Source organism: Gillisia xinjiangensis, assembly GCF_046298265.1.
Lineage (GTDB): Bacteria > Bacteroidota > Bacteroidia > Flavobacteriales > Flavobacteriaceae > Gillisia > Gillisia xinjiangensis.
Genome location: NZ_JBKAHK010000002.1, coordinates 231,513 through 252,136 on the forward strand (window position 1 = coordinate 231,513; position 20,624 = coordinate 252,136).

Genomic DNA, 20,624 nt, shown 5'->3' on the forward strand with positions numbered 1-20,624 from the left:
CAATGCAAAAATCATTACTTGTCTTTTATTTTCTGTTCTTAAATTCAATTGTATTTGCACAGGACGAAAAAACAGAAATCCCTCCAAATGGATGGAGTAAGGAAGGTAGAATCCAATTGTTGTTTAACCAATCGGCATTTAATAAGGAATGGACTGGTGGTGGTACTTCAAGTATATCGGGAAATCTTACTTTGAACTATGATTTTAATTATAGAATGAATGACTTCACCTGGGATAATAAAATCCTGGGGAATTTTGGAATGACCAAGGTAAAAGATGACGATTTTTCGAGAAAAACCAGCGACCGGTTTGAGTTCAACTCGATTGCAGGCAAACAACTTGAAAATTCTAATTGGTACTATTCTTATTTTTTGAATTTCAGAACTCAGTTTGCAAAGGGATATGAATTTAGCGAAGATCCTCAAACCGGAGAAAATATTAGAACAGAAACCACCCATTTCCTATCCCCGGCTTACCTTCAAACAGGGCCAGGTATGATGTGGAAAAAGAATGAAAACCTCATCATCAATATCGCTCCAATCACCGCACGGTTTATATTTATAGATAATATGTTTACTTCCGGACCCAATTATGTGGATGGTCTGTATTTTGGGGTGGACCGCGGAAAATCAAGTCGGTTTGAATTAGGTGCTTCCATTAGTGGTTTTGCGCAATTCGATCTTTTGGAGAATGTCACTATGGAAAACAACATTAACCTATATTCCAATTATTTGGATAAACCGGGTAATATTGATATTGATTATTCGGCCAATATTCAAATGGGGATCAATGAATATCTTTCAGCAAACCTTATATTTCAGGCGATTTACGACGATAATGCCGTAGCAGCTTTTCAAATTAGGGAGGTTTTTGGATTAGGAATAAATTACAATTTCTAAGCTGCTAAGGTCTTCCGCAAAAATTCAAAAACCTCACAAGTTGTTTTTGTCATTCTGAACGAGCTTTTGGGCGAGCAAGAATCTTAACAGCTGGTGTATGGGATGGAGTTTTAACATGGTGTTTCTTCAAATATGATTTGTCCAATGTGGGCGCAAGATTCTTCACTTCGGTCAGAATGACATTTCAGGGTTGTTTTGGTTTCGGAATTTCTTATTCACTACAATTCAAGTTAAATTTATGTTGAATTTCATTCGGTAAAATCGCTATCTCAATCAATTGTTTAACTTTGTTATTATGATAGAAAAGACTGACTTAAATTACGAAAAGGTAGTTCTCATTGGGATCGTTACCCAACACCAAAATGAAGATAAATTAAACGAATATTTAGACGAACTCGAATTTCTTACCTATACTGCCGGTGGGGAAGTGCTTAAACGCTTCACTCAAAAAATGGATAAACCAGATCCTAAGACTTTTATGGGCTCCGGAAAAATCCTGGAAGTAAAATCTTATATAGATGAGCATGATGTGGGAACCGCCATTTTTGATGATGAACTCTCTCCTGCACAGCAAAAGAATATCGAAAAGGTATTGAATGTAAAAATTTTAGACCGGACAAATCTAATCCTCGATATATTCGCGCAAAGAGCTCAAACCAGTTATGCCCGGACGCAGGTAGAACTGGCACAATATCAATATCTATTGCCAAGACTGGCAGGAATGTGGACTCACCTTGAAAGACAGCGTGGAGGTATTGGAATGCGCGGTCCCGGAGAAACAGAAATTGAAACAGACAGACGAATTGTTCGGGATAAAATATCACTGCTTAAAAAGAAAATTGAAACCATCGATAAACAGATGGAAGTGCAAAGAGGAAACCGTGGACAACTGGTACGTGTTGCTTTGGTAGGTTATACCAATGTTGGGAAATCCACCGTGATGAATCTTATAAGTAAAAGTGAGGTGTTTGCTGAAAATAAACTTTTTGCGACGTTGGATACAACGGTACGTAAAGTAGTGATCAGGAATTTGCCTTTTTTATTAACAGATACCGTTGGTTTTATTAGAAAGTTGCCTACACAGCTAATAGAATCATTTAAATCTACCTTAGATGAAGTGCGGGAAGCAGATTTGTTACTGCACATTGTAGATATTTCCCATCCACAATTTGAAGAACACATCGAATCGGTTAACCAAACCCTTGCCGATATTAAAAGCGCAGATAAGCCAACCATCATGGTTTTCAATAAAATTGATGCCTATAAGGAAGAGAAGATCGATGAAGATGATCTTATCACTGAAAAAACAAAGGCTCACAATTCCCTTGAAGAATGGCAACAAACCTGGATGAACAAATTAGGCGATAATGTGATTTTTATTTCTGCACTCAATAAAGAAAATATCGAGGACTTTAAAAGGAAAGTTTACGAAGCCGTGCGACAAATTCATATTACCCGTTTTCCTTATAATAATTTCCTTTACCCAGAGTACGACACTTACGGAGAAGAGGAATAGGCTTATTGTTTATTTTCATAAATTAGCTGAACTCCAATTTGTTATATCATGAAACCTCCTTAACGGCAAGTCGATTCACAGGAGAATGAGTATTATGGAGGTTACATATGACCGATAAAAAACAATAATATAAAACACATATGAAAAATTCATCTCTTTTTTTGACTCTTTTCCTTTTCTGCGGAATTTTATCTGCACAAAATTTTGAAGGCTCCTGGAAACTTATACAAGAAGACGGACAGCCTGTCGCGAGCCGTGAAGTGATTCGAATCAATCAGGATGGTTATTTTGCATACGGAGCTAAGGGAATTGACAATAACTATTTTTTAAGTGCCCTTGGCGGGGAATTTCAGCTGAATGGATCAGATTATAGTGTAGTTCATGATTTTAATACCAAAGAACCCAATAATATTGGTAAGGAATTTAAGTATACCCTTAAATGGGAGGGCGATGATACAGTTGTAATTTCCAATGACGCGCATAGCGAGGTTTGGAAAAGACTTTCAGATAAAAAAGATGACTTAACCCAGAACTGGGTAATTACCGGAAGAGAAAGAAACAAAGAAATGGCTACAATGACCCCGGGAAATCGTCGCACCGTTAAAATTTTAAGTGGAGGACGGTTTCAATGGATCGCCTTTAATTCTGCTTCCAAAGAATTTAGTGGCACAGGCGGAGGAACTTACACCGCTGAAGATGGAAAGTACATTGAAAATATTGAATTTTTTTCCCGCGAAAATCGTCGGGTAGGTGCAAGCCTGGAATTTGAATACGAGGTTATAGACGGAAAATGGCATCACAAAGGAGTAAGTTCCAAAGGCGATCCAATCTACGAGATCTGGTCTCCATATAAAGAGGCTTATAAAAAGTAACTAGCGTTGTAAAATAGCTTCTACAGGAATAAGGGAAATCCCTGTCGGAATTTTAGTATGGATAAATATCAAACTGTTGTCTAAAGGAACATACTGCAGTTGAATATCTTCTACCAACCTGTTTCTACCTTCCCCGCTCAATAAATTTCCCTGAAATATATTTTCAGAGATTTTCACCAGGGTAACTGTATATTCATCCTCCATTTTAAAACATTCAGAGATTTTAATCTCAAAATCTTCAACGCAATGAACTCCCTGTACCCTGTCCTTTGTAATATGGACTAATTCAATAGTAAACGTTTTCAGTCCATCGCTCGAATTCCAGCTCCATTTTCCTGAAATATTCTGAGCTTCTGCAATAAAGCCGGAAAACATCATTAACACCGCGATCAATAATATTTTTTTTATCATCGTTCTGAATTTTTAAATGTATAAAATTAAAGCAAAAGGACTTAATAAGGGGAAAAAAATTAGTTTATATAACTTTTAATTTCCTGTAACCCGTACATTATCAATATCATAGGTGGTGGTTTTATCGGGAATTCCGCCCATATATCTGAAGGCAACATTGATAGTTCCTTCCATACACGAAATATCGATTAAGGATCTTTTAAAATTGGTCGCTGCCTGATTTGATGGGCCCAATGGTATTTGGGCATCCAGTAGGTTCCAATTAGTTGTTAATGGGTTTCCACTATATTCATTTGTGATATAAACCCTCAAAATAGTCGCATTATCGAAGGAGGAACGCAGATCAAAAGATAAAACTTCTTCCTGGGATTTATCCAAACTAATTCCTGGAGTAACCAGCCAGGCCTCCAAAGGTGCTTCCAGGGTATTATACGCTGAAATCCGAACGTGCCTGTTTCCCGCCAGGGTGCCAGGCTTAAAAACCACGCTGCCACCACTAACATTGAGATTGGTCCATCCTCTGGTTTCCAGCATTCTTAGCGTTGTAATGGTCTCAAAACTTTCCTGAAATAGGATTTCCACTCCGGGATTCGAATTTTCCCCGCATTTAAAAAATTCCGGATCACAGCGCGCCCCATCTTTAAAAGAAAGATCTTCCGGGGTATTAAGAACAATTATAAAAAAATCATCATAAAAATCCCTTGTTAAAACCCCGGATAAGCTCCCGGAAGACGGAGGCAATAACAAAGACCTGAAATCGGCATAGGTACTTGTACTTAGCATTGCGGTGGCTCCAGTCTCACAACTCTCGAGCTGGCGTACACCGTCAAATTCATCGGTTGTTTCAGCAGCAAATGTAAGTGGACTTGCTTCCCTGAAAAGGTTCAGGTTAAACTGAACATGCTCCAGTTTGATGTACAAATTCTTAAAACCCTCATTAAAATCCCGAATATCTAAGCTTAAGGGTTCTATAGCTGCTGTTTCAGAAGTTTTTAATAAATGATTATCTATAAGAGGTTTGGGAATAGCAACCACATTCCCCCTGTTTTGAATGCCTAATACCAATGATCCGTTATTATACCCTAAACTAAGTCCGTCAAGCTTCACATAAATTTTCCTTCCGAAATCATAGGTGTTAAATAAGGAACCATCATCAACCAGGACCTGTATTCCGGAAGTTGGATTGGAAGGACGATCCTGCAGCACAAGTTTTTTATAAAAATTACCTCCTTCGTCACTGGAAACAACATAGCCTTCCATGGCTACACCGGTGTTTTGAAAAGTATAAATATCTTCAGATTCAAAATCAAAATGGCCTTTTACCGCAGCGATGGTTGTAATGTTTCCACCAAATACAATTTCAGAAACTTCAATTTCCGGCAGCTCATAGTCATCGGTCTTCACGCAGGAATTCAGGCTTAAAACCGCCACCACAAAAAGTAGATTACTAAAATTAAATAGCGTTTTTTTCATAATTGATTGTTTTTGGCTTCTTATGGTTAATCCTCGCGGTTTAAAATCTCACATATATATTTGCATAATAGGTAGCTCCGTTCCCAAACCAATATCTGGATCCAAATATTGGCTGCTCTCTCTCCAGGTCTGCTTTTAGCGTTCTAAAATTGGCGTTTCTGGATTGTTCAAAACCGCCGGTTTTATATAATACATCAAAAACATTATTAAGGCTCACAAAAAAACCAAGGTAGTATCCGCCTTTTAAAAGCCAGGATTTTCCGCCAATAGCATTCACCAAAATATAATTATCAAATTGTTCTTGTTTTAGAAGGGATCTGGCAACATCCGGATCATAATCCAAAAGTGGCAAGCCATCCGAGTCAGTCAAAAAATTGCTGGTTCTGGTCAAAGGGCTTACGTCTGCAAAAGCATGGGAAAAGAAATTTACCGTTGTCCCAAACCACCAAAATCCGGGATCGCGATATTCAAAGCCTAATTGAGCTGCACGCTGAGGGCCTCCGGCAATTCTGTAATTTTTCAAATAAGAGGTCCCGTAATTGACAGCTTCTTCAAAATCATCGGAAGTTAAATATAGATTGGGATTATTGCTGAAAGTGAATTGACCCAGAGCGGCGGCGGCCTTCAGTTTTATGGTGGAGGTTATTTGGGATTCCACTCCAAGCTCTAATCCTATATGTTGCTTATCAATCCCGCTTAAAACTTCCTGAACAAAAGCAGTTGTGCTGTTTCTTCCCAAGCCTGAAAGCCCATCGGCATAATAAAAAGAGATTTCGGCAGCATCCATTATTTGTGTAAAATAACCGGTTAACCGAACCTTAAGCTGTGGAGCTCTGTACCTGTAACTCAAATCTGCAGCTTCTATTTTTTCACTTCTTAATCCTGCCACAACATCATTATTTTGACGGGAATTGGAGAACGAATTCCTCAAATTTGGTGCTTTTGAATAGTGGGCAGCATTAAAATCGATCAAATGCCTGCCGGTTATCTTATAAGTTGCACCTGTTTTGAGGCCATAATCGGTGAAATTGAGAAGCTCACTTTCCCCCAGAGAATTATTTGGAAAACTTCCATTTTGAAAGAGTCCAGTTCGTTGGTAGGAAGTATGGGAAAGATTTCCGGCCACATAAAGATCGATTGTGCTATATTTAAATTGCGACTGAACAAAACCTTCAACTACATTGGCATTTAAGTCGAAATTGTACTTGAACCGGTCGCCTTCGGTTGCTATTCTGTTTCGGTTTTGCAAATCACTTTGGGCGATATCCCCTACTGGATTTTCTGCATTCCCTTCGGCAAAAAGATCTACATCCAAATAACCGCTTCCTCCAAGAAGATTCTTTACACTGGCAAAATTTTCGCTTTTAAGGTTGGCATAACTAAGTTTTCCATTGATTATAACAGCTTCATTTAAGGTATAGGTGAGAATGGAATTCATCCAAATTTGAGTATCATCATTCCGGTCTTCAGCGATTACGTAAATAGAATTTCCTCCATTTTCAATGGAAGTTAGATTCGCGGAATAAAGCGCTTTCCAATCTAATTGACCATTCTTCTTAAATTCCTGTTGTGAAAGATAGGCGGTGGTATAATTAGGATTCGTAGAGTTCCGAAGGAAATAACTAGGCAATTTTTGATAATAGGCAGGATCCGGATTACTGCCACCACCAATAAAACTCTCCTGCCCATCTGGCTGTGTTACCAGCCTGGTTCCTCCAAAATCTATTCGACTGTTGCCAATTTTTCCAAACTGATAGGACAAATTATTATTGATGTGGAGCTTACTGGTGATCTCCCAGAAATGATTCAACATCAAAACAGGCTCCTTTATTTCCCGTGTCCTGGAATTCCTGATATCATCTCCCTGATAGCCCCAAAAAGAGTTATACCGCCTGCCTTTCAAATCAAATACTTCCTGGGTATTTGCGGAAGATTTTCCGCGGATATTCGGAGTATAAAAACCGGTGAAATTAAGGCTGTGATCCTCATTTATTTTCTTTCCCACAGATATAAACAGCGCATTTGCATCATACAGGCTTCCGTCATTATATCCTTCTTCCGCAAAGCGCCTGGAAGCAGAAAAAGAATACGCCCATCCATTATTCATTTCTCCTGAATTATATGTTCCCATTATCCGGCCCTTATAACTGCGGTTTGCCGCAGCATAGGAAACCCTTCCGCCTTTGCTGAAAGCCGAAGCCCGCATAATAATATTGGTAGTCCCGGCAAGTCCTCCAAAACTGACTTCCGAGGAAGTAAGCCCCATGGAAAACACCTGATTTCGCTGAACATCATTAAGACCACCCCAGTTCCCCCATTGCGGCCTTCCATTGAACAACTTGTTCATTTCGATACCATTGATGAGTAATTTCCCATGCTCGCTGTCTAAACCGCGGGGACGGAAAAAAGTAGCACTAAAATCAAATGCAGCTGCGTTAAGAAAAACATCCCGGGTAGCCTGCAATAATCCTGAAATACTCTCGATGCTCCCTTCATCTTCACTCAGCTCAGCATCCGAAAGACTGATAATTCCAATCATTGACTGTTCCCGCATCATATCCAATTGGAGCGGGATAATATCAAGGTCCTTATAATTATCACTTATTATAACAGGAAGGCGTAAGGAAACATAACCAGATTTTAAAAACAGCAGAACCTGATTTCCGGAAGGCAAATTTTCATTTGAAAAAATAAAATGGCCGTTGCTATCGGTGAGCGTTTTAAAGGTACTACTTTCAATGGAAACCTCTACATTTTCAATCTTTTCATAAGAAGCTGCGTCCACTACAACTCCCTCCAGGGTGCTTTGTGCAGAAATATTAAAGCACAAAAAATGCCCTAAAAACAATAAATAATTAGCCCCACTCATTTATAAATTGCTCATTTACATGATATTAAGTTATAAATTTTATTCCATATTATTTAAAATAATGGTAATTTAATAAGGATGTTTTACAAAAATTCAAGTATGTCCGGTTACAATTACATCTTATACCTGTTATGATACATTCCAAACGACTTTTTATATTCCTTCTGATTTTTAGTCATTTCAGCATGACAAGTCAGGAAAAGAAGCACTATCAAATCAGGGCCATCGCATTTTATAACATTGAGAACTTGTTCGACACAGAAAATGATCCGTTTACTTTTGATGATGATCGCACTCCGCAAGGAAAAGATGCCTGGACCCTTGAAAAATATAATGATAAAGTGAAAAATATTGCCAGGGTACTCTCTGAAATAGGTACAGAAGCCGCCCAAATTCCACCGGCGATCATAGGTCTTTGTGAGTTGGAAAACAGAAAAGTGCTCGAAGATTTAATCAATAATGAACATCTTTTAAGCGCTAATTATGGAATTGTACATTATGATTCTCCAGATCGCAGAGGGATTGATGTTGCACTGCTATATCAAAAAAACCTGTTCACTCCTGTTAATTCTCATTCCAGAAGATTGCTAATTTATGACCTGGACGATCCAACCAAGCGGGTTTTTACAAGGGATCAGCTGGTAGTTAGCGGAATTTTTGAAGGGGAAAAAATGCATTTTATCGTAAATCACTGGCCATCCAGAAGCGGCGGAGAGAAAAGAAGCAGCTATAAAAGAGAAAAAGCGGCCTGGCTGAATAAACAAATTATAGATTCCCTGCATCAAATAGACCCCTATTCCAAGATCATCACCATGGGAGATTTCAATGATGATCCAACAAATAAAAGCATAAAAAAAGGCTTGCAAACAAAAGCGCATCAAAGCAAAACAAACTTTAAGGAGTTGTTCAATCCTATGGAAAGCATGCATAAAAAGGGCTTGGGGACCCTTGCTTACAGGGATGGATGGAATTTATTCGATCAAATTATTTTAACCCAGTCGTTCCTTGAACAGGATTATACCAGCTACAATTTTTATAAAGCTGGGATCTATAATAAAAATTACCTTATTACCCCGTCCGGGCAGTTTCGTGGGTATCCCTTCAGAAGTTATGATTATGGAGGCTATACGGGAGGATATAGTGACCATTTCCCGGTATATGTGTATTTGATAAAAGCAGTTGGAGCCGGAGACAACACAACCACGGTCAACAAACAAAACTAAAACTAGTTCGTGAGCTTATCATCTAGGATTCCTAAAGAAGATAAATTACAATTATGACAAACCATTATCAGTGGGAATTATTTTCTTAAATATTTGTTAATAGCTTTGATGTTTAGCATATATTGCGCTAAAATCACAATCTCTCAATAATTATGACTAAAATTTATCTTTTACTTAGTTTGTCCTTGGTATTTATCTCCTTTTCAGGAAATGCACAGGAAGCAGCTTCCGGTATTGACGGAATGCGGAAAAACGCTATTTCCTTAAATATTTTAGGGACTACTCCAATAGTTGGAATTACATATGACCGTATTGTTTCTGAAAATGTGAGTTTTGAAATTGGTGCCGGTCTTCCCAGTATCGGTGTTGGAATGAAATATTTTCCTTCGGGCATAAAGGAGTCCAAATTTTTATTTCACCTTGGACTTACCAGTGTTTTTGTTTTCTCAGAAGCATTTGATATTTGGGGAACCAGCGATAAAAGTGGCAGCTTTATGGGTTATCTTCCAATTGGAATTAGCTACTTTGGGGAAGGGGGGTTTGGTTTAGGAATAGATCTAGGACCTGCAGTTGCATCAGAATTCTTTCCTTATGGTAATGTTAAAGTTGGGTACAGGTTTTAAATAAGGTCTCTTAAAACAGCTTCATTTGTCCTTGTTTGTATTGCTCGTGTAAAGCACAATTAAGCCCCGGAGAGTTTCTACCGGAAAGGTGCTTTTTCTTTGCGATCTTAAATTGTTGTGCTACCTGCTCCGCAATATTCCCGGAACCTTTCATCCTTCTTCCAAATACGCTGTCATTCAAATTTCCACCATGGCATTCGGCTATTTGATTTAATACCTTTTCAGCTCTGTCCGGCATTGCTTTTTGGATCCAGTTGGTAAATATTCCTCCAATAGCGCCATTTAAGCGCACCATGGTATACCCAACATCCCGTGCTCCTCTTTCGGAAGCTGCCTTCACCAACGGGAATATCTCGTGGCTGTTTATGCCGGGAATTATAGGTGCCATCATAACACTTACAGGGATATTTTCTGAAGATAACTTTTCAAGTGTTTCAAGCCGCTTTTTTACAGTAGCGGTTCTTGGTTCCAGCAGGCGCCTGGTAGTTTCGTCCAGGGAAGTGATTGAAAGATGCACTTTTATAAGATCATCTTTAGCCAGTTCTTTTAGGATATCCAGATCCCGCTGAATGAGTGCATTTTTGGTGATTATAGCTACCGGATGTTTGTATTTTAAAAATGTTTGAAGCAGTTTCCGGGTGATCTCAAGTCTCTTTTCAATTGGCTGGTAACAATCTGTATTTCCGGATAGCACAATTGGTGTCACCTGCCATCTTGGGCTTTGCAGCTTCTTTTCCAACAATTCCACCGAATTTCTCTTTACCAGGATTTTTTGCTCAAAATCCAATCCTGCACTATATCCCCAATATTCATGAGAATTCCTGGCATAGCAGTATACGCAGCCGTGCTCACATCCCTGATAAGGATTCAGCGAATAGCCCATCCCAACATCGGGACTGTTTACTTTATTGACGATGGTTTTAGGGAAGGTATCTATTAAAACCGTTTTGGTATTCTGAGGTTCCTCGTCCTCCATCGCGCAATAATTGAGAAAATCATCGCGGAATTCATGGGTAAATGCATCAAATTTATTTGAAACATTTTCCTGGGCTCCTCGCCCTTTGAGATATGAATTACCATCAGACATAAAACAAAAATATGGAACATATCCTAATTAAAGGAAATATTCCATATTTTTGTTTGTACAAAATTTTGATTATTCGCCTGGAAAATCAGCCTTTCGTTTGTTAAGAAATGCGGAAGTTCCTTCTTCAAAATCGGCTGTTCCAAAACATCTTCCAAATTCTTCAATTTCGGTTTCAAAGCCATTAACCCCATCTTCATAATTGGCATTTACTGCTTTTATTGCAGATTTGATAGCTACCATAGAGTTTTTCAGGATCTTTCCTGCAAGTTCATCAGCAAAATCAAGCAATTCCTCCTGGGAGGTAACATGATTCACCAAATTGTATTGCAATGCCTGGTTTGCATCTATCATTCCGGCAGTCATGATCATTTCCATAGCACGGCCTTTACCAACCAATTGCGGTAAACGTTGGGTTCCTCCATAACCTGGAATTACACCAAGGGAAACTTCAGGAAGTCCCATTTTTGCATTTTCGCTGGCAATCCTGAAATGTGCCGCAAGCGCAAGTTCCAGTCCACCGCCAAGAGCAAATCCATTGATTGCTGCAATTACAGGCTTTGGAAAATTAGCGATATAATCGAATAAATTCTTCTGACCTTCTGCCGCTAATACCTTTCCTTCTTCAGAAGAATACCCTGAAAATTCACTTATATCGGCTCCCGCAACAAAAGCTTTTTCACCGCTTCCGGTAAGGATGATAACTTTTACATGGTCATCTCCTCCTGCAGCCCAAAATGCTTCGTGAAGTTCCTGAATTGTTGCCTTGTTTAGGGCATTTAATTTTGATGGCCTGTTTACGGAGATTTGCAAAATCCCATCATTGTTTTCGGTTAAAATATTTTCAAATTCCATTTCTATACTTTTATTAAAAATAATTTTTATTCTGATAGTTAGTAACGTTTTCTGTGGTTTTAAAGTCCTATTTTGGAAAACGTACAGTAAAGATAGTGCCTTTATTTCTTTTTGAAGCAAAGGTAATGGTACCATTATAGGTTTCCACCAGGTTCTTGACCATGGCAAGTCCAAGTCCCATTCCACTGCTTTTTGTGGTGAATTTAGGTTCAAAAACCTTATCCGTATTCTCTGCAGAGATCCCAATCCCATTATCGGAAACAGAAATGCTTACCATATCCCCTTCATCTTCCACATTTACCAGAATTCTGGGATTTTCAATATCCTGAAGCGCCTGCGTAGCATTTTTAACAAGATTTGTAACCACCCGGATTAGCTGCGTTCTGTCAAATTTTGCTAAGATCTCATCTTTTTCTGAAGTAAAGCTGATATAATTTTCATTAAAAATATCCAAAGCCAGTTTGACAATTTTGGGGACATTCAGAATCTCATTTTGCTGGGCCGGCATTTTTGCGAAATTTGAAAAGGCCGAAGCTATCGCACTCATCGTGTCGATTTGTTGAATAAGCGTATTGGTGTATTCCACTACCTTTTTATGAATATTGGGATCCTGGGGATCAAAATTTCGCTGAAAACTTTGAACACTTAACCTCATTGGGGTCAACGGATTTTTAATCTCATGTGCCACCTGTTTTGCCATTTCCCGCCAGGCCTGTTCCCGCTCTCCGGTGGCCAATTTAACAGCACTTTCCTCCAGCTCATCGATCATACTGTTGTATGCCGCAACCAGGGTATAAATTTCTTCTGAAGCATTATCTATCTGAATTTTTTGATTCCGTTTGTCAAGCCGTGTTTCTATGATTTTTTCAGAAACAATTTTAAGGGATTTTGTGATGTATTTTGACAGAAAATAAGAAAGCAGAATTGCCAGAACTAACATAAATAAGTATACTTCCCCAAGTTTCATAAGAAAATCATTCAAATCCTTCCGAAGCATTTTATCATCCTGTAAATAAGGCAAATATAGAATTGCAAGCGGCTTAAACTGATTGTCGGTAATATAGGAATAAGAGGATTGAAACTTTTGGCCATTTACCTCCGATCTTCTCAAAAACCTTTTATCCCTGGATTTTTTAAGCTCCTGAAGTATGTAAGAATTTATCTGAACATTCGTGGTATCCCTGAAAAATGACTCATTTGATTTTATAAGAAGCTTTCCGTTGAGGTTATAAATATTGAGGTGCATATCATGTACCTGGGACATTTCATAGATTTTATCCCGTTCCTTTAGAATTACCGGCATATTTTCGGTAGTCACAATATGCGTGGTATTGCCTAACACAAATTTTATATTCTCCCGTATCGCCTGCTCCTTTCGCTCCAAACGCTCCCTGTGATATTCTTCAGATTCGTGTTTATACTGAAAAACCGTTACTCCTGCAATCAAAATGGAAGCCCCTAAAACCAATAAGATCATGGAAATGAAAATACGGTTTCGTAAAGAGAGTTTTAATTGTTTCATAGGATTTATACCGGTTGGCTAAAAATATCAATTATCACACCATACTAGGCTTTTGGATTCCGTGACCGTATTCTCTTATAAAGCTTAATGCCCATCATTAGGATCACGCTTAAAAGTATGATTCCAATAACGCCATAAATCCAATTCAATGCATCTCTTAATATCACTAAAAATATAACTGCAAAAAGGATAATGGTAGAACCTTCATTCCATATCCGCATTTGGTTAGAACTCCATTTTATAACATCATTCTGTAATTCCCGGAATATCAAATGGCATTTAATATGGTACGCATATAATAACACCACAAAGCCCAGTTTCACCAACATCCAGTCCTGTTCTACCCAAAACGGCATTATAAACAGTAACCAAAAAGCGAAAATACTGGCCAATATCGCAGATGGCCAGGTAATGATATACCATAGCCGGCTGGTCATTAATTTTAATTGACTTACTAAAATAGACTTTTCGGGTTCTGGTTTTTGAGCGGCTTCAATGTGATAGACAAAAAGTCTGGGAATATAAAAAAGCCCGGCAAACCAGGTGATCACGAAAATTAAATGAAGCGATTTTATATAATTGTAATATTCAAACAAAGCGTATGTTTTTTGAGGGATTCTGGCCGGTATCGAAAGAACTTATCAAGTTCGATCTCAATACGTTTTAAACAAAGATAGCCATTTGAAAATTTCTTATTCGGAATAATTTTAAGCTTCGGAAGGTTTTAGTTTTAGCCGAATTTCTCTATTCAGAAAGTATGCCGTAACTATGGTTGAAAGCACATCGGCGATTGGGAAGGAGATCCAAACCCCGATCTCTCCGAAGTATTTCGGCAAAATTAAAACCAACGGAATAAAAAAGAACCCCTGCCGGGATAACGTGAGCAGGAGCGCCGGAACGGCCTTTCCAATCGCCTGAAAATACGCAGATCCTATCAACTGCAGGGCGATAATTGGAGTCGCTGCAAACACCCATCGCATTGCGCTGGGGGTTTCTGCAATGATTTGTGGATTTGAGGTAAATATGGAGACAATACTTTCAGAAAAAAACATTATTCCCGCGAATACCAACACTCCCAGAATACTGGCATAAAGAATAGCGGTATTGATACTTTTTCTTACTCGTTCCCAATTTCCCGCTCCAAAGTTATAGCCCGCAATTGGTAAAAATCCCTGCGTTACACCCAAAACCGGAAAAAGGGCAAACATTAACATCCTTCCAATAATGGCATAAACGGTTACCGATGCTTCTCCTCCAAGGTCAAAAAGAATATTATTCATCAATAAATAGGTTATACTAACAACCGCCTGCCTTGCCAGCGTTACAAATCCCAGTGAGGATGTCTCCTTTAAAATTGACCAGTCAAATAAGAAATGAGACCATTTGATCTTTAACTCTGAATTTTTTGAAAGAAAATACCATACGATATATCCAAAACAAAGCAAATAGGAAGCGGTGGTAGCCCAGGCCGCACCCAGCATACCCATATCAAACACCTTGATAAATATATAATCCAGAAAGAGATTTCCAACAGATGGAATGATCATGGCGATCATCGCAAATTTAGGTTTGCCTTCTGCCCTTATCACATTATTTCCCATCATACAAAGCGCAAGAAAAGGCACTCCATATAACACAACGGTATAATAAATCTTGGCAGGTTGAAAAATATCCCCTTTTCCCCCAAATGCAGGAATAAGGGAATTGACAAAACTTAGCCCCAGGACAACAAGCAAAACGGTTAAAATAAGGGTAAGACTAATCTGATTTCCGAAGGTTTTTAGCGCTTTTTCATCTCTATTTGATCCCAGTGCTCTGGAAATTATTGAAGATCCTCCAATTCCTATTGCCATTCCTAATGCGGCTATAAAAAAGGAAACCGGTAAAACCACATTGATTGCGGCAATTGCGATAGAACCAATCCAGTTCCCAACAAAAATAGTGTCTACCAGGATATTTAAGGACATAACAAGAATCCCAACAGATGCCGGTAAGGCCTGCTTAATAAGCAACTTACCAATGGGTTCCTTGCCAAGAAGTGCAGAACTAAGGTTTGCCATTACGCCTCAACGGGATTGGAAAAGGCCCATTCGTCTATCCAACGGGATAAAACCTTAACCCAATCTTCCCGGTCATTTAAACAGGGAACAACCGTGAATTTTTCTCCTCCAACCTCATGAAAGATCTCTTCCCCTTCCATTGCAATCTCTTCCAGCGTTTCCAGGCAATCACTTACAAAAGCTGGGGTAACTATGGCAAGATTTTTCATTCCCTGTTTTCCAAAACGCTCTATAGTTCGGTCTGTATAGGGTTGCAACCATGGATCAAATCCAAGTCTTGACTGGAAGGAAACACTGTACCTATTTTCTTTTAATTCCAAATATTCCGCAACAAGGCGGGTGGTTTCAAAACATTGATGACGGTAACAAAACTGATGCGCAGGTGATGCTGTTTGACAGCAGGAACCATCTATCTGGCAATGGGATTTTGTGATATCGCTTTTCCTGATATGCCGCTCCGGAACTCCATGATAGGAGAATAATAAATGTTGAAATTCTACTGTTTTCAATTTTTCTGAAATGCTTTCGGCCAAAACCCTAATATAATCCGGATGATTATAAAATGCAGGAACAGAAGTAAACTGCATTTCAGGAAAATGTTCCTTTCTTAATTCTTCAGCCAAAACCAGGATAGTTTCGGTGGTAGCCATTGCAAACTGAGGATATAACGGAAAGATCAAGACTTCATCCACTCCCTGATCATGCAATTGCTGTAATCCGGATTTAATATTCGGAGTACCATAACGCATAGAAAGCACGATTGGAATCGAGGTATGTTGGTCAATTTTGTCGCGTAATCTTTTGGAAAGCACAATTAACGGTGAACCTTCATCCCACCATATTTTTTGATAGGCAGCCGCCGATTTTTTTGGCCGGGTATTGAGAACAATTCCTTTTACAAGCAACGTCCTGGCCCAAAGCGGAACATCGATCACCCGTTCATCCATTAAAAATTCCCCTAAATATTTTTTAACATCCTTGGGGGAAGTACTATCGGGAGAGCCCAGATTTACGAGCAGTACACCTTTTTTCATAAGTAGCTATTTATTTATTTTTATTGGTCTTATGTAATTCGCATACCTCATTTGGTGTGTGCATCGAGTTTCCATTATGCTCATTTCATAATTTTTTTTCGGCTTAAAATTAAAATTCTTTTTGGGGAAACGCATTAGAAAGGTATTAGACTTTCTTATCTACATATAGAAAAACCCGTTGGCCGGATTATTCTCCCAAAGCAAATAAAATGCTCCGGAGAATATGTTCCCTGAATTCGGGTTCTTCATAGGCTTCCTCGGTATGACCTCCGCCGGTATAAATTGATCTTCCCCCACCATCCAGTTCCTGATACCAGGCAATAGGATGGTTGTCTCCATTTTCACCACCTTCATACGTGCGCTCCTCTAAATTCAACAAAACAGTTATTTGGGGATTGATATTTTTAAAATTGTACCACTCATCCACCCGAATCCAGGTTTCTGGTAAGTGAGCAACGGTTGGATGATCCGGAGCTTTTACGGTTATTTCGGCTTTTGCTATTTTTGGATGGCTTCTAAAATAGGCTCCGGCCAACTTACCGTACCAGGGCCAGTCGTATTCGGTATCGGTGGCGGCGTGAATTCCAAAATAACTTCCACCGTTATTTATGAAATCTTCAAAGGCATTTTGCTGCTGAAGATCGAGCACATCGCCCGTGGTATTTAGAAAAATTACAAGCGAATACTTTTTAAGTTGATCATTGGTAAAATTTTCTGAAACTTTTGTTTCCTCCACCTTGAAATTATGTTCTTTTCCAAGTTTCTGAATGGTTTTTATCCCCTTCGGAATTGATTTATGATAATAACCTTCCGTTTTATGGAAAACAAGGACATTTTTCTCCTGTGCAAATCCGAAGGAAAAATTGAAAAACAAAATGGCAATTAAAATTTTAAGGCTGTTCATAAAACGCAGTTTTTAATTAGTAGCTGGAATAGACATGATATATTTCTTTGGGGTAGTCCCGAATTTTTTCCTGAAGGCTGCAATAAAGTGGCTTGCCGTGCTGTAACCCACTTTTAACCCAACTTCGTTCACATTGTATTCTCCTGAGTCCAGAAGCTTTCTCGCAAATTCCATTTTATAATCAAATAAAAAACTATACACGGAATCTCCATAAATTTGCTTAAAACCATCCTTTAATTTCTTCAGGCTCAGTCCAATTTCTAATGATAATTCATTTAAAGAAGGAGGCTCTGCCATCCTGTTAATAATAATATCTTTTGCCTTGCGTATTTTTAAAACATTTTCTTCATCGCTTAAAAATGGACATTGCTCCATATTTGCATCTTCTGTCCTGTTAAAAAACAGGCTTAACAATTCATAGGCTTTAGCTTTAAAATACAAGGATTTTATGGACGGCATCAGGTTAAAGTTCATCAATTGATTTAGAACAATAGCCATCGAAGGAGAAATATCGGCATCCTTATAATATTTCTTATCGCTGTTTTCTTTGCTTAAAAAGGGGATGTAACCAGCTTCTTGTGAAAATAAAGAATGGAATTTCTTTATGGAAATTACCAGAGAGATCAACCAGGATTTTGGTTGTAATTCTAAATTGATGGGTAAATCTCTTTGCGGATTATATAAAAGAAGGGATTTTTCTACCTCCAAAGACAATTCGTAGTTACTGTTATTAAATAAAAACTTGCCTTTTCCCTTTACACAAAAGTGAAATTGCATATAACTGCTGTCTATTTCGCGGGAGATGTTCGCCGGAAATTTGTCTTCATTTTGAAACTTTAAGATAAAGAATCCCTCTTCAACTTTGGTTTCCTCAACAAACCCTGCAGCGATATTTTTTTCTTCTAAATCCATAATTTAATGAATTTTATTATTTAGAATTAATCTAAACTAAGTTGTATTTAAGCACTATGATAACAACAAAAATAAGGTTTTCCCCGAAGACGATCCTCGAAAATATGATTATTATCAGGAATCGACACATTTAGTACTTTGCGCGTTACTTTTTAAGAATCTTATACCTTACTTTTGACCCTGCAATCCTAATCTGTTACATGGAGCACTATCATATTTCAAAAGGCAAACATTTTTACACCATTGGCTTAAGCTACAAAAAAGCTGATGCCGATGTTCGTGGGCATTTCAGTTTAACTGCCGAAAGCAAATTAAAATTGCTGGAAGACGCTAAAAATGAAGGGATTGACGGGATTATCGTCACCTCTACATGCAATAGAACTGAAATTTACGGATTCGCACAGCACCCCTATCAACTTATAAAATTGCTTTGTGAGCATACCAATGGTACGGTTGAAGAATTTGAAAAAGTAGCGTACATCTATAAGAATAAGGAAGCTATCTCTCACATGTTTAGGGTTGGAACCGGTCTCGATAGCCAAATCTTAGGCGATTTCGAGATTATTAGCCAGTTAAAGATCGCATTCGTAAGTTCAAAGAATGCCGGAGTTGCAAATCCTTTTTTAGAGCGACTTGTCAATGCTGTTATTCAGGCAAGCAAGCGAATTAAAAATGAAACCGATATGTCCTCAGGGGCAACTTCAGTAAGTTTCGCTTCGGTTCAATACATTCTGCGTGAAGTTAAAAATATTTCAGAAAAGAATATTTTACTCTTCGGAACAGGAAAAATCGGAAGAAACACCTGTGAGAATCTTGTAAAACATACCAAAAATAATCACATTACCCTTATAAACCGAACGAAAGACAAGGCTGAAAAAATTGCCGGGAAATTCAATTTAAAGGTAGAAGATTACGCTAATTTGCAGTCGGAAATCCGCCAGTCAGATATTTTAATCGTTGCAACAGGAGCTCAAAACCCAACTATTTCCAAAGAACTTATCTATCCTAAAAAGGAGTTATTGATTCTGGATCTTTCCATACCTAAAAATGTTTCAGATGATGTTGCACAAATGGAAAATGTAACTGTACTTCATTTAGATCATCTCGCTCAAATGACAGATGATACCCTGGAACGAAGAAAACTATGTATTCCTGCAGCCAAACTTATAATTGCTGAAGTTGAAGTTGAGTTCAACAAATGGCTGGAAATGAGAAAATTTGCTCCAACCATAAAAGCGCTCAAGAAAAAACTGAAAGGCATGAAAGATGCCGAATTGGATTTCCAAAGCCGAAAAATTGCGAATTTCAACAATGAACAGGCGGAAATCGTTAGCAACAGGATCATTCAAAAAATTATGAATCATTTTGCAAATCACCTAAAAGATGATTCCAACACTTCAGATGAAAGCCTGGAACTTATCCAGAAAGTCTTTCAACTGGAAGATGCCACAAAATGAATAAATCGATAAGAATAGGAACCCGTGATAGCGAATTAGCGCTATGGCAGGCAAAAACCGTTCAATCTGCTCTCGAAAAATTAGGTCATAATACCGAATTGGTTCCCGTGAAATCCACAGGAGACCTCAATTTAGACCAACCCTTATACGAAATGGGAATTACAGGGATTTTCACAAAAACCCTGGATATTGCAATGCTAACTAACAAAATTGATATTGCAGTACATTCCATGAAAGATGTTCCAACTGCTTTGCCAAAAGGAATTGTGGAAGCGGCCATTCTAAAAAGAGCAAATTCAAAGGACATTATAGTACATAAAGGTCTCGATTTTCTGGAATCCAAAGGCACTATTGCCACCGGAAGCCTACGCAGGAAAGCACAATGGCTTAGCAAATATCCCAAACATTCGGTTGTAGATCTTCGAGGAAACGTAAACACCCGAATGAAAAAACTGAAAGAAAACGGTTGGGATGGAGCCATTTTTGCCGCTGCAGGATTAGAACGCATCAATCTTACCCCTGAAAATTATTTAGCGTTAGACTGGATGTTACCCGCTCCTGCGCAAGGCGCGATGCTTGTTGTTGCAAAAGAAAAAGACGAATTTTGCAGAAAGATGCTTTTGGCCCTGAACCATAAAGAATCTGAAATTTGTGTGCATACAGAACGTGAATTTCTGAAAACCCTCGAAGGAGGTTGTACAGCTCCCATTGGTGCTCTTGCCGAAATAAGGGATGGAATCCTTTATTTTAAAGGTGGTTTATACAGCCTGGATGGAACACAAAAATTTGAGATTGAAAGAGCAGTTTCAGTAGATCAAGCCCAGGATTTCGGCAGAAAATGTGGAGAAGAAATACTGAAAAACGGAGGCGCAGAACTCATGAAAAAGATAAGGAAAGTGCTAAATTAAAG

18 protein-coding genes are annotated in these 20,624 nt (G+C 38.5%); 7 read left to right on the plus strand and 11 right to left on the minus strand.

Annotated features, from left to right (window positions below):
- The first annotated feature begins 2 nt into the window (after positions 1–2).
- From ACKGJN_RS02145 to ACKGJN_RS02155, 3 genes are all read left to right on the plus strand, one after another.
- Positions 3–899 (plus strand): DUF3078 domain-containing protein, encoded by an 897-nt coding sequence (locus tag ACKGJN_RS02145; RefSeq protein WP_409537777.1) that lies wholly within the window; start codon positions 3–5, stop codon positions 897–899.
- A 295-nt stretch (positions 900–1,194) separates the two neighbouring features.
- The gene (gene hflX, locus ACKGJN_RS02150) at positions 1,195–2,415 is read left to right on the plus strand and encodes a GTPase HflX (RefSeq protein ID WP_409537778.1); all 1,221 of its coding nucleotides are present in this window, start codon (positions 1,195–1,197) and stop codon (positions 2,413–2,415) included.
- Positions 2,416–2,555: 140 nt separating this feature from the next.
- Positions 2,556–3,287, plus strand: a complete 732-nt coding sequence (locus ACKGJN_RS02155; RefSeq protein ID WP_409537779.1) for a hypothetical protein — start codon at positions 2,556–2,558, stop codon at positions 3,285–3,287.
- Here the strand turns inward: ACKGJN_RS02155 and ACKGJN_RS02160 are convergent, their stop codons facing one another.
- From ACKGJN_RS02160 to ACKGJN_RS02170, 3 genes are all read right to left on the minus strand, one after another.
- Positions 3,288–3,698 (minus strand): hypothetical protein, encoded by a 411-nt coding sequence (locus ACKGJN_RS02160; protein WP_409537780.1) that lies wholly within the window; start codon positions 3,696–3,698, stop codon positions 3,288–3,290. It lies immediately after the preceding gene.
- Between the two features lie 75 nt (positions 3,699–3,773).
- A complete protein-coding gene (locus tag ACKGJN_RS02165) occupies positions 3,774–5,171 on the minus strand; it encodes a DUF5689 domain-containing protein (RefSeq protein WP_409537781.1) in 1,398 nt (465 codons plus the stop codon).
- A gap of 40 nt (positions 5,172–5,211) precedes the next feature.
- Positions 5,212–8,040: a carboxypeptidase-like regulatory domain-containing protein gene (locus ACKGJN_RS02170; RefSeq protein WP_409537782.1), complete on the minus strand. Its 2,829-nt coding sequence runs from the start codon at positions 8,038–8,040 to the stop codon at positions 5,212–5,214.
- Positions 8,041–8,225: 185 nt separating this feature from the next.
- Here ACKGJN_RS02170 and ACKGJN_RS02175 point away from each other — a divergent pair, with 185 nt between their 5' ends.
- Both ACKGJN_RS02175 and ACKGJN_RS02180 read left to right on the plus strand, forming a co-directional pair.
- The gene (locus tag ACKGJN_RS02175; RefSeq protein ID WP_409537783.1) at positions 8,226–9,263 is read left to right on the plus strand and encodes an endonuclease/exonuclease/phosphatase family protein; all 1,038 of its coding nucleotides are present in this window, start codon (positions 8,226–8,228) and stop codon (positions 9,261–9,263) included.
- A 152-nt stretch (positions 9,264–9,415) separates the two neighbouring features.
- Positions 9,416–9,886 (plus strand): hypothetical protein, encoded by a 471-nt coding sequence (locus tag ACKGJN_RS02180; RefSeq protein ID WP_409537784.1) that lies wholly within the window; start codon positions 9,416–9,418, stop codon positions 9,884–9,886.
- A 10-nt stretch (positions 9,887–9,896) separates the two neighbouring features.
- Here ACKGJN_RS02180 and ACKGJN_RS02185 read toward each other — a convergent pair whose 3' ends face one another.
- From ACKGJN_RS02185 to ACKGJN_RS02220, 8 genes are all read right to left on the minus strand, one after another.
- Positions 9,897–10,973, minus strand: coding sequence for a PA0069 family radical SAM protein (locus ACKGJN_RS02185; RefSeq protein WP_409537785.1), 1,077 nt, complete (start codon positions 10,971–10,973; stop codon positions 9,897–9,899).
- Between the two features lie 69 nt (positions 10,974–11,042).
- Positions 11,043–11,825 carry an enoyl-CoA hydratase/isomerase family protein gene (locus tag ACKGJN_RS02190; protein ID WP_409537786.1) on the minus strand — a complete coding sequence of 261 codons (783 nt, stop codon included), beginning with the start codon at positions 11,823–11,825 and terminating at the stop codon, positions 11,043–11,045.
- 67 nt (positions 11,826–11,892) lie between these two features.
- Complete coding sequence (locus ACKGJN_RS02195) at positions 11,893–13,347, minus strand: sensor histidine kinase (RefSeq protein WP_409537787.1); 1,455 nt, start codon at positions 13,345–13,347, stop codon at positions 11,893–11,895.
- 44 nt (positions 13,348–13,391) lie between these two features.
- Positions 13,392–13,943, minus strand: coding sequence for a CopD family protein (locus tag ACKGJN_RS02200; RefSeq protein WP_409537788.1), 552 nt, complete (start codon positions 13,941–13,943; stop codon positions 13,392–13,394).
- Positions 13,944–14,054: 111 nt separating this feature from the next.
- A complete protein-coding gene (locus ACKGJN_RS02205; RefSeq protein WP_409537789.1) occupies positions 14,055–15,407 on the minus strand; it encodes an MATE family efflux transporter in 1,353 nt (450 codons plus the stop codon).
- The gene (gene hemH / locus ACKGJN_RS02210; protein WP_409537790.1) at positions 15,407–16,441 is read right to left on the minus strand and encodes a ferrochelatase; all 1,035 of its coding nucleotides are present in this window, start codon (positions 16,439–16,441) and stop codon (positions 15,407–15,409) included. The genes ACKGJN_RS02205 and hemH overlap by 1 nt, the downstream gene beginning before the upstream one ends.
- Positions 16,442–16,628: 187 nt before the next feature.
- Positions 16,629–17,345, minus strand: a complete 717-nt coding sequence (locus tag ACKGJN_RS02215) for a ThuA domain-containing protein (RefSeq protein WP_409537791.1) — start codon at positions 17,343–17,345, stop codon at positions 16,629–16,631.
- 12 nt (positions 17,346–17,357) lie between these two features.
- Positions 17,358–18,257, minus strand: coding sequence for a helix-turn-helix transcriptional regulator (locus ACKGJN_RS02220; protein WP_409537792.1), 900 nt, complete (start codon positions 18,255–18,257; stop codon positions 17,358–17,360).
- Positions 18,258–18,457: 200 nt separating this feature from the next.
- Between ACKGJN_RS02220 and hemA the strand changes: the two genes are divergently transcribed.
- Both hemA and hemC read left to right on the plus strand, forming a co-directional pair.
- A complete protein-coding gene (gene hemA / locus ACKGJN_RS02225) occupies positions 18,458–19,714 on the plus strand; it encodes a glutamyl-tRNA reductase (RefSeq protein ID WP_409537793.1) in 1,257 nt (418 codons plus the stop codon).
- Positions 19,711–20,622, plus strand: coding sequence for a hydroxymethylbilane synthase (gene hemC, locus ACKGJN_RS02230; protein WP_409537794.1), 912 nt, complete (start codon positions 19,711–19,713; stop codon positions 20,620–20,622). The genes hemA and hemC overlap by 4 nt, the downstream gene beginning before the upstream one ends.
- Positions 20,623–20,624: the final 2 nt, after the last annotated feature.

Excerpts from the sequence above, each read along its gene's own strand:
- ACKGJN_RS02145 (WP_409537777.1), top strand. The coding sequence starts at position 3 with ATGCAAAAATCATTACTTGTCTTTTATTTTCTGTTCTTAAATTCAATT.
- hflX (WP_409537778.1), top strand. The coding sequence starts at position 1,195 with ATGATAGAAAAGACTGACTTAAATTACGAAAAGGTAGTTCTCATTGGG.
- ACKGJN_RS02155 (WP_409537779.1), top strand. The coding sequence starts at position 2,556 with ATGAAAAATTCATCTCTTTTTTTGACTCTTTTCCTTTTCTGCGGAATT.
- ACKGJN_RS02160 (WP_409537780.1), bottom strand. The coding sequence starts at position 3,698 with ATGATAAAAAAAATATTATTGATCGCGGTGTTAATGATGTTTTCCGGC.
- ACKGJN_RS02165 (WP_409537781.1), bottom strand. The coding sequence starts at position 5,171 with ATGAAAAAAACGCTATTTAATTTTAGTAATCTACTTTTTGTGGTGGCG.
- ACKGJN_RS02170 (WP_409537782.1), bottom strand. The coding sequence starts at position 8,040 with ATGAGTGGGGCTAATTATTTATTGTTTTTAGGGCATTTTTTGTGCTTT.
- ACKGJN_RS02175 (WP_409537783.1), top strand. The coding sequence starts at position 8,226 with ATGACAAGTCAGGAAAAGAAGCACTATCAAATCAGGGCCATCGCATTT.
- ACKGJN_RS02180 (WP_409537784.1), top strand. The coding sequence starts at position 9,416 with ATGACTAAAATTTATCTTTTACTTAGTTTGTCCTTGGTATTTATCTCC.
- ACKGJN_RS02185 (WP_409537785.1), bottom strand. The coding sequence starts at position 10,973 with ATGTCTGATGGTAATTCATATCTCAAAGGGCGAGGAGCCCAGGAAAAT.
- ACKGJN_RS02190 (WP_409537786.1), bottom strand. The coding sequence starts at position 11,825 with ATGGAATTTGAAAATATTTTAACCGAAAACAATGATGGGATTTTGCAA.
- ACKGJN_RS02195 (WP_409537787.1), bottom strand. The coding sequence starts at position 13,347 with ATGAAACAATTAAAACTCTCTTTACGAAACCGTATTTTCATTTCCATG.
- ACKGJN_RS02205 (WP_409537789.1), bottom strand. The coding sequence starts at position 15,407 with ATGGCAAACCTTAGTTCTGCACTTCTTGGCAAGGAACCCATTGGTAAG.
- hemH (WP_409537790.1), bottom strand. The coding sequence starts at position 16,441 with ATGAAAAAAGGTGTACTGCTCGTAAATCTGGGCTCTCCCGATAGTACT.
- ACKGJN_RS02215 (WP_409537791.1), bottom strand. The coding sequence starts at position 17,345 with ATGAACAGCCTTAAAATTTTAATTGCCATTTTGTTTTTCAATTTTTCC.
- ACKGJN_RS02220 (WP_409537792.1), bottom strand. The coding sequence starts at position 18,257 with ATGGATTTAGAAGAAAAAAATATCGCTGCAGGGTTTGTTGAGGAAACC.
- hemA (WP_409537793.1), top strand. The coding sequence starts at position 18,458 with ATGGAGCACTATCATATTTCAAAAGGCAAACATTTTTACACCATTGGC.
- hemC (WP_409537794.1), top strand. The coding sequence starts at position 19,711 with ATGAATAAATCGATAAGAATAGGAACCCGTGATAGCGAATTAGCGCTA.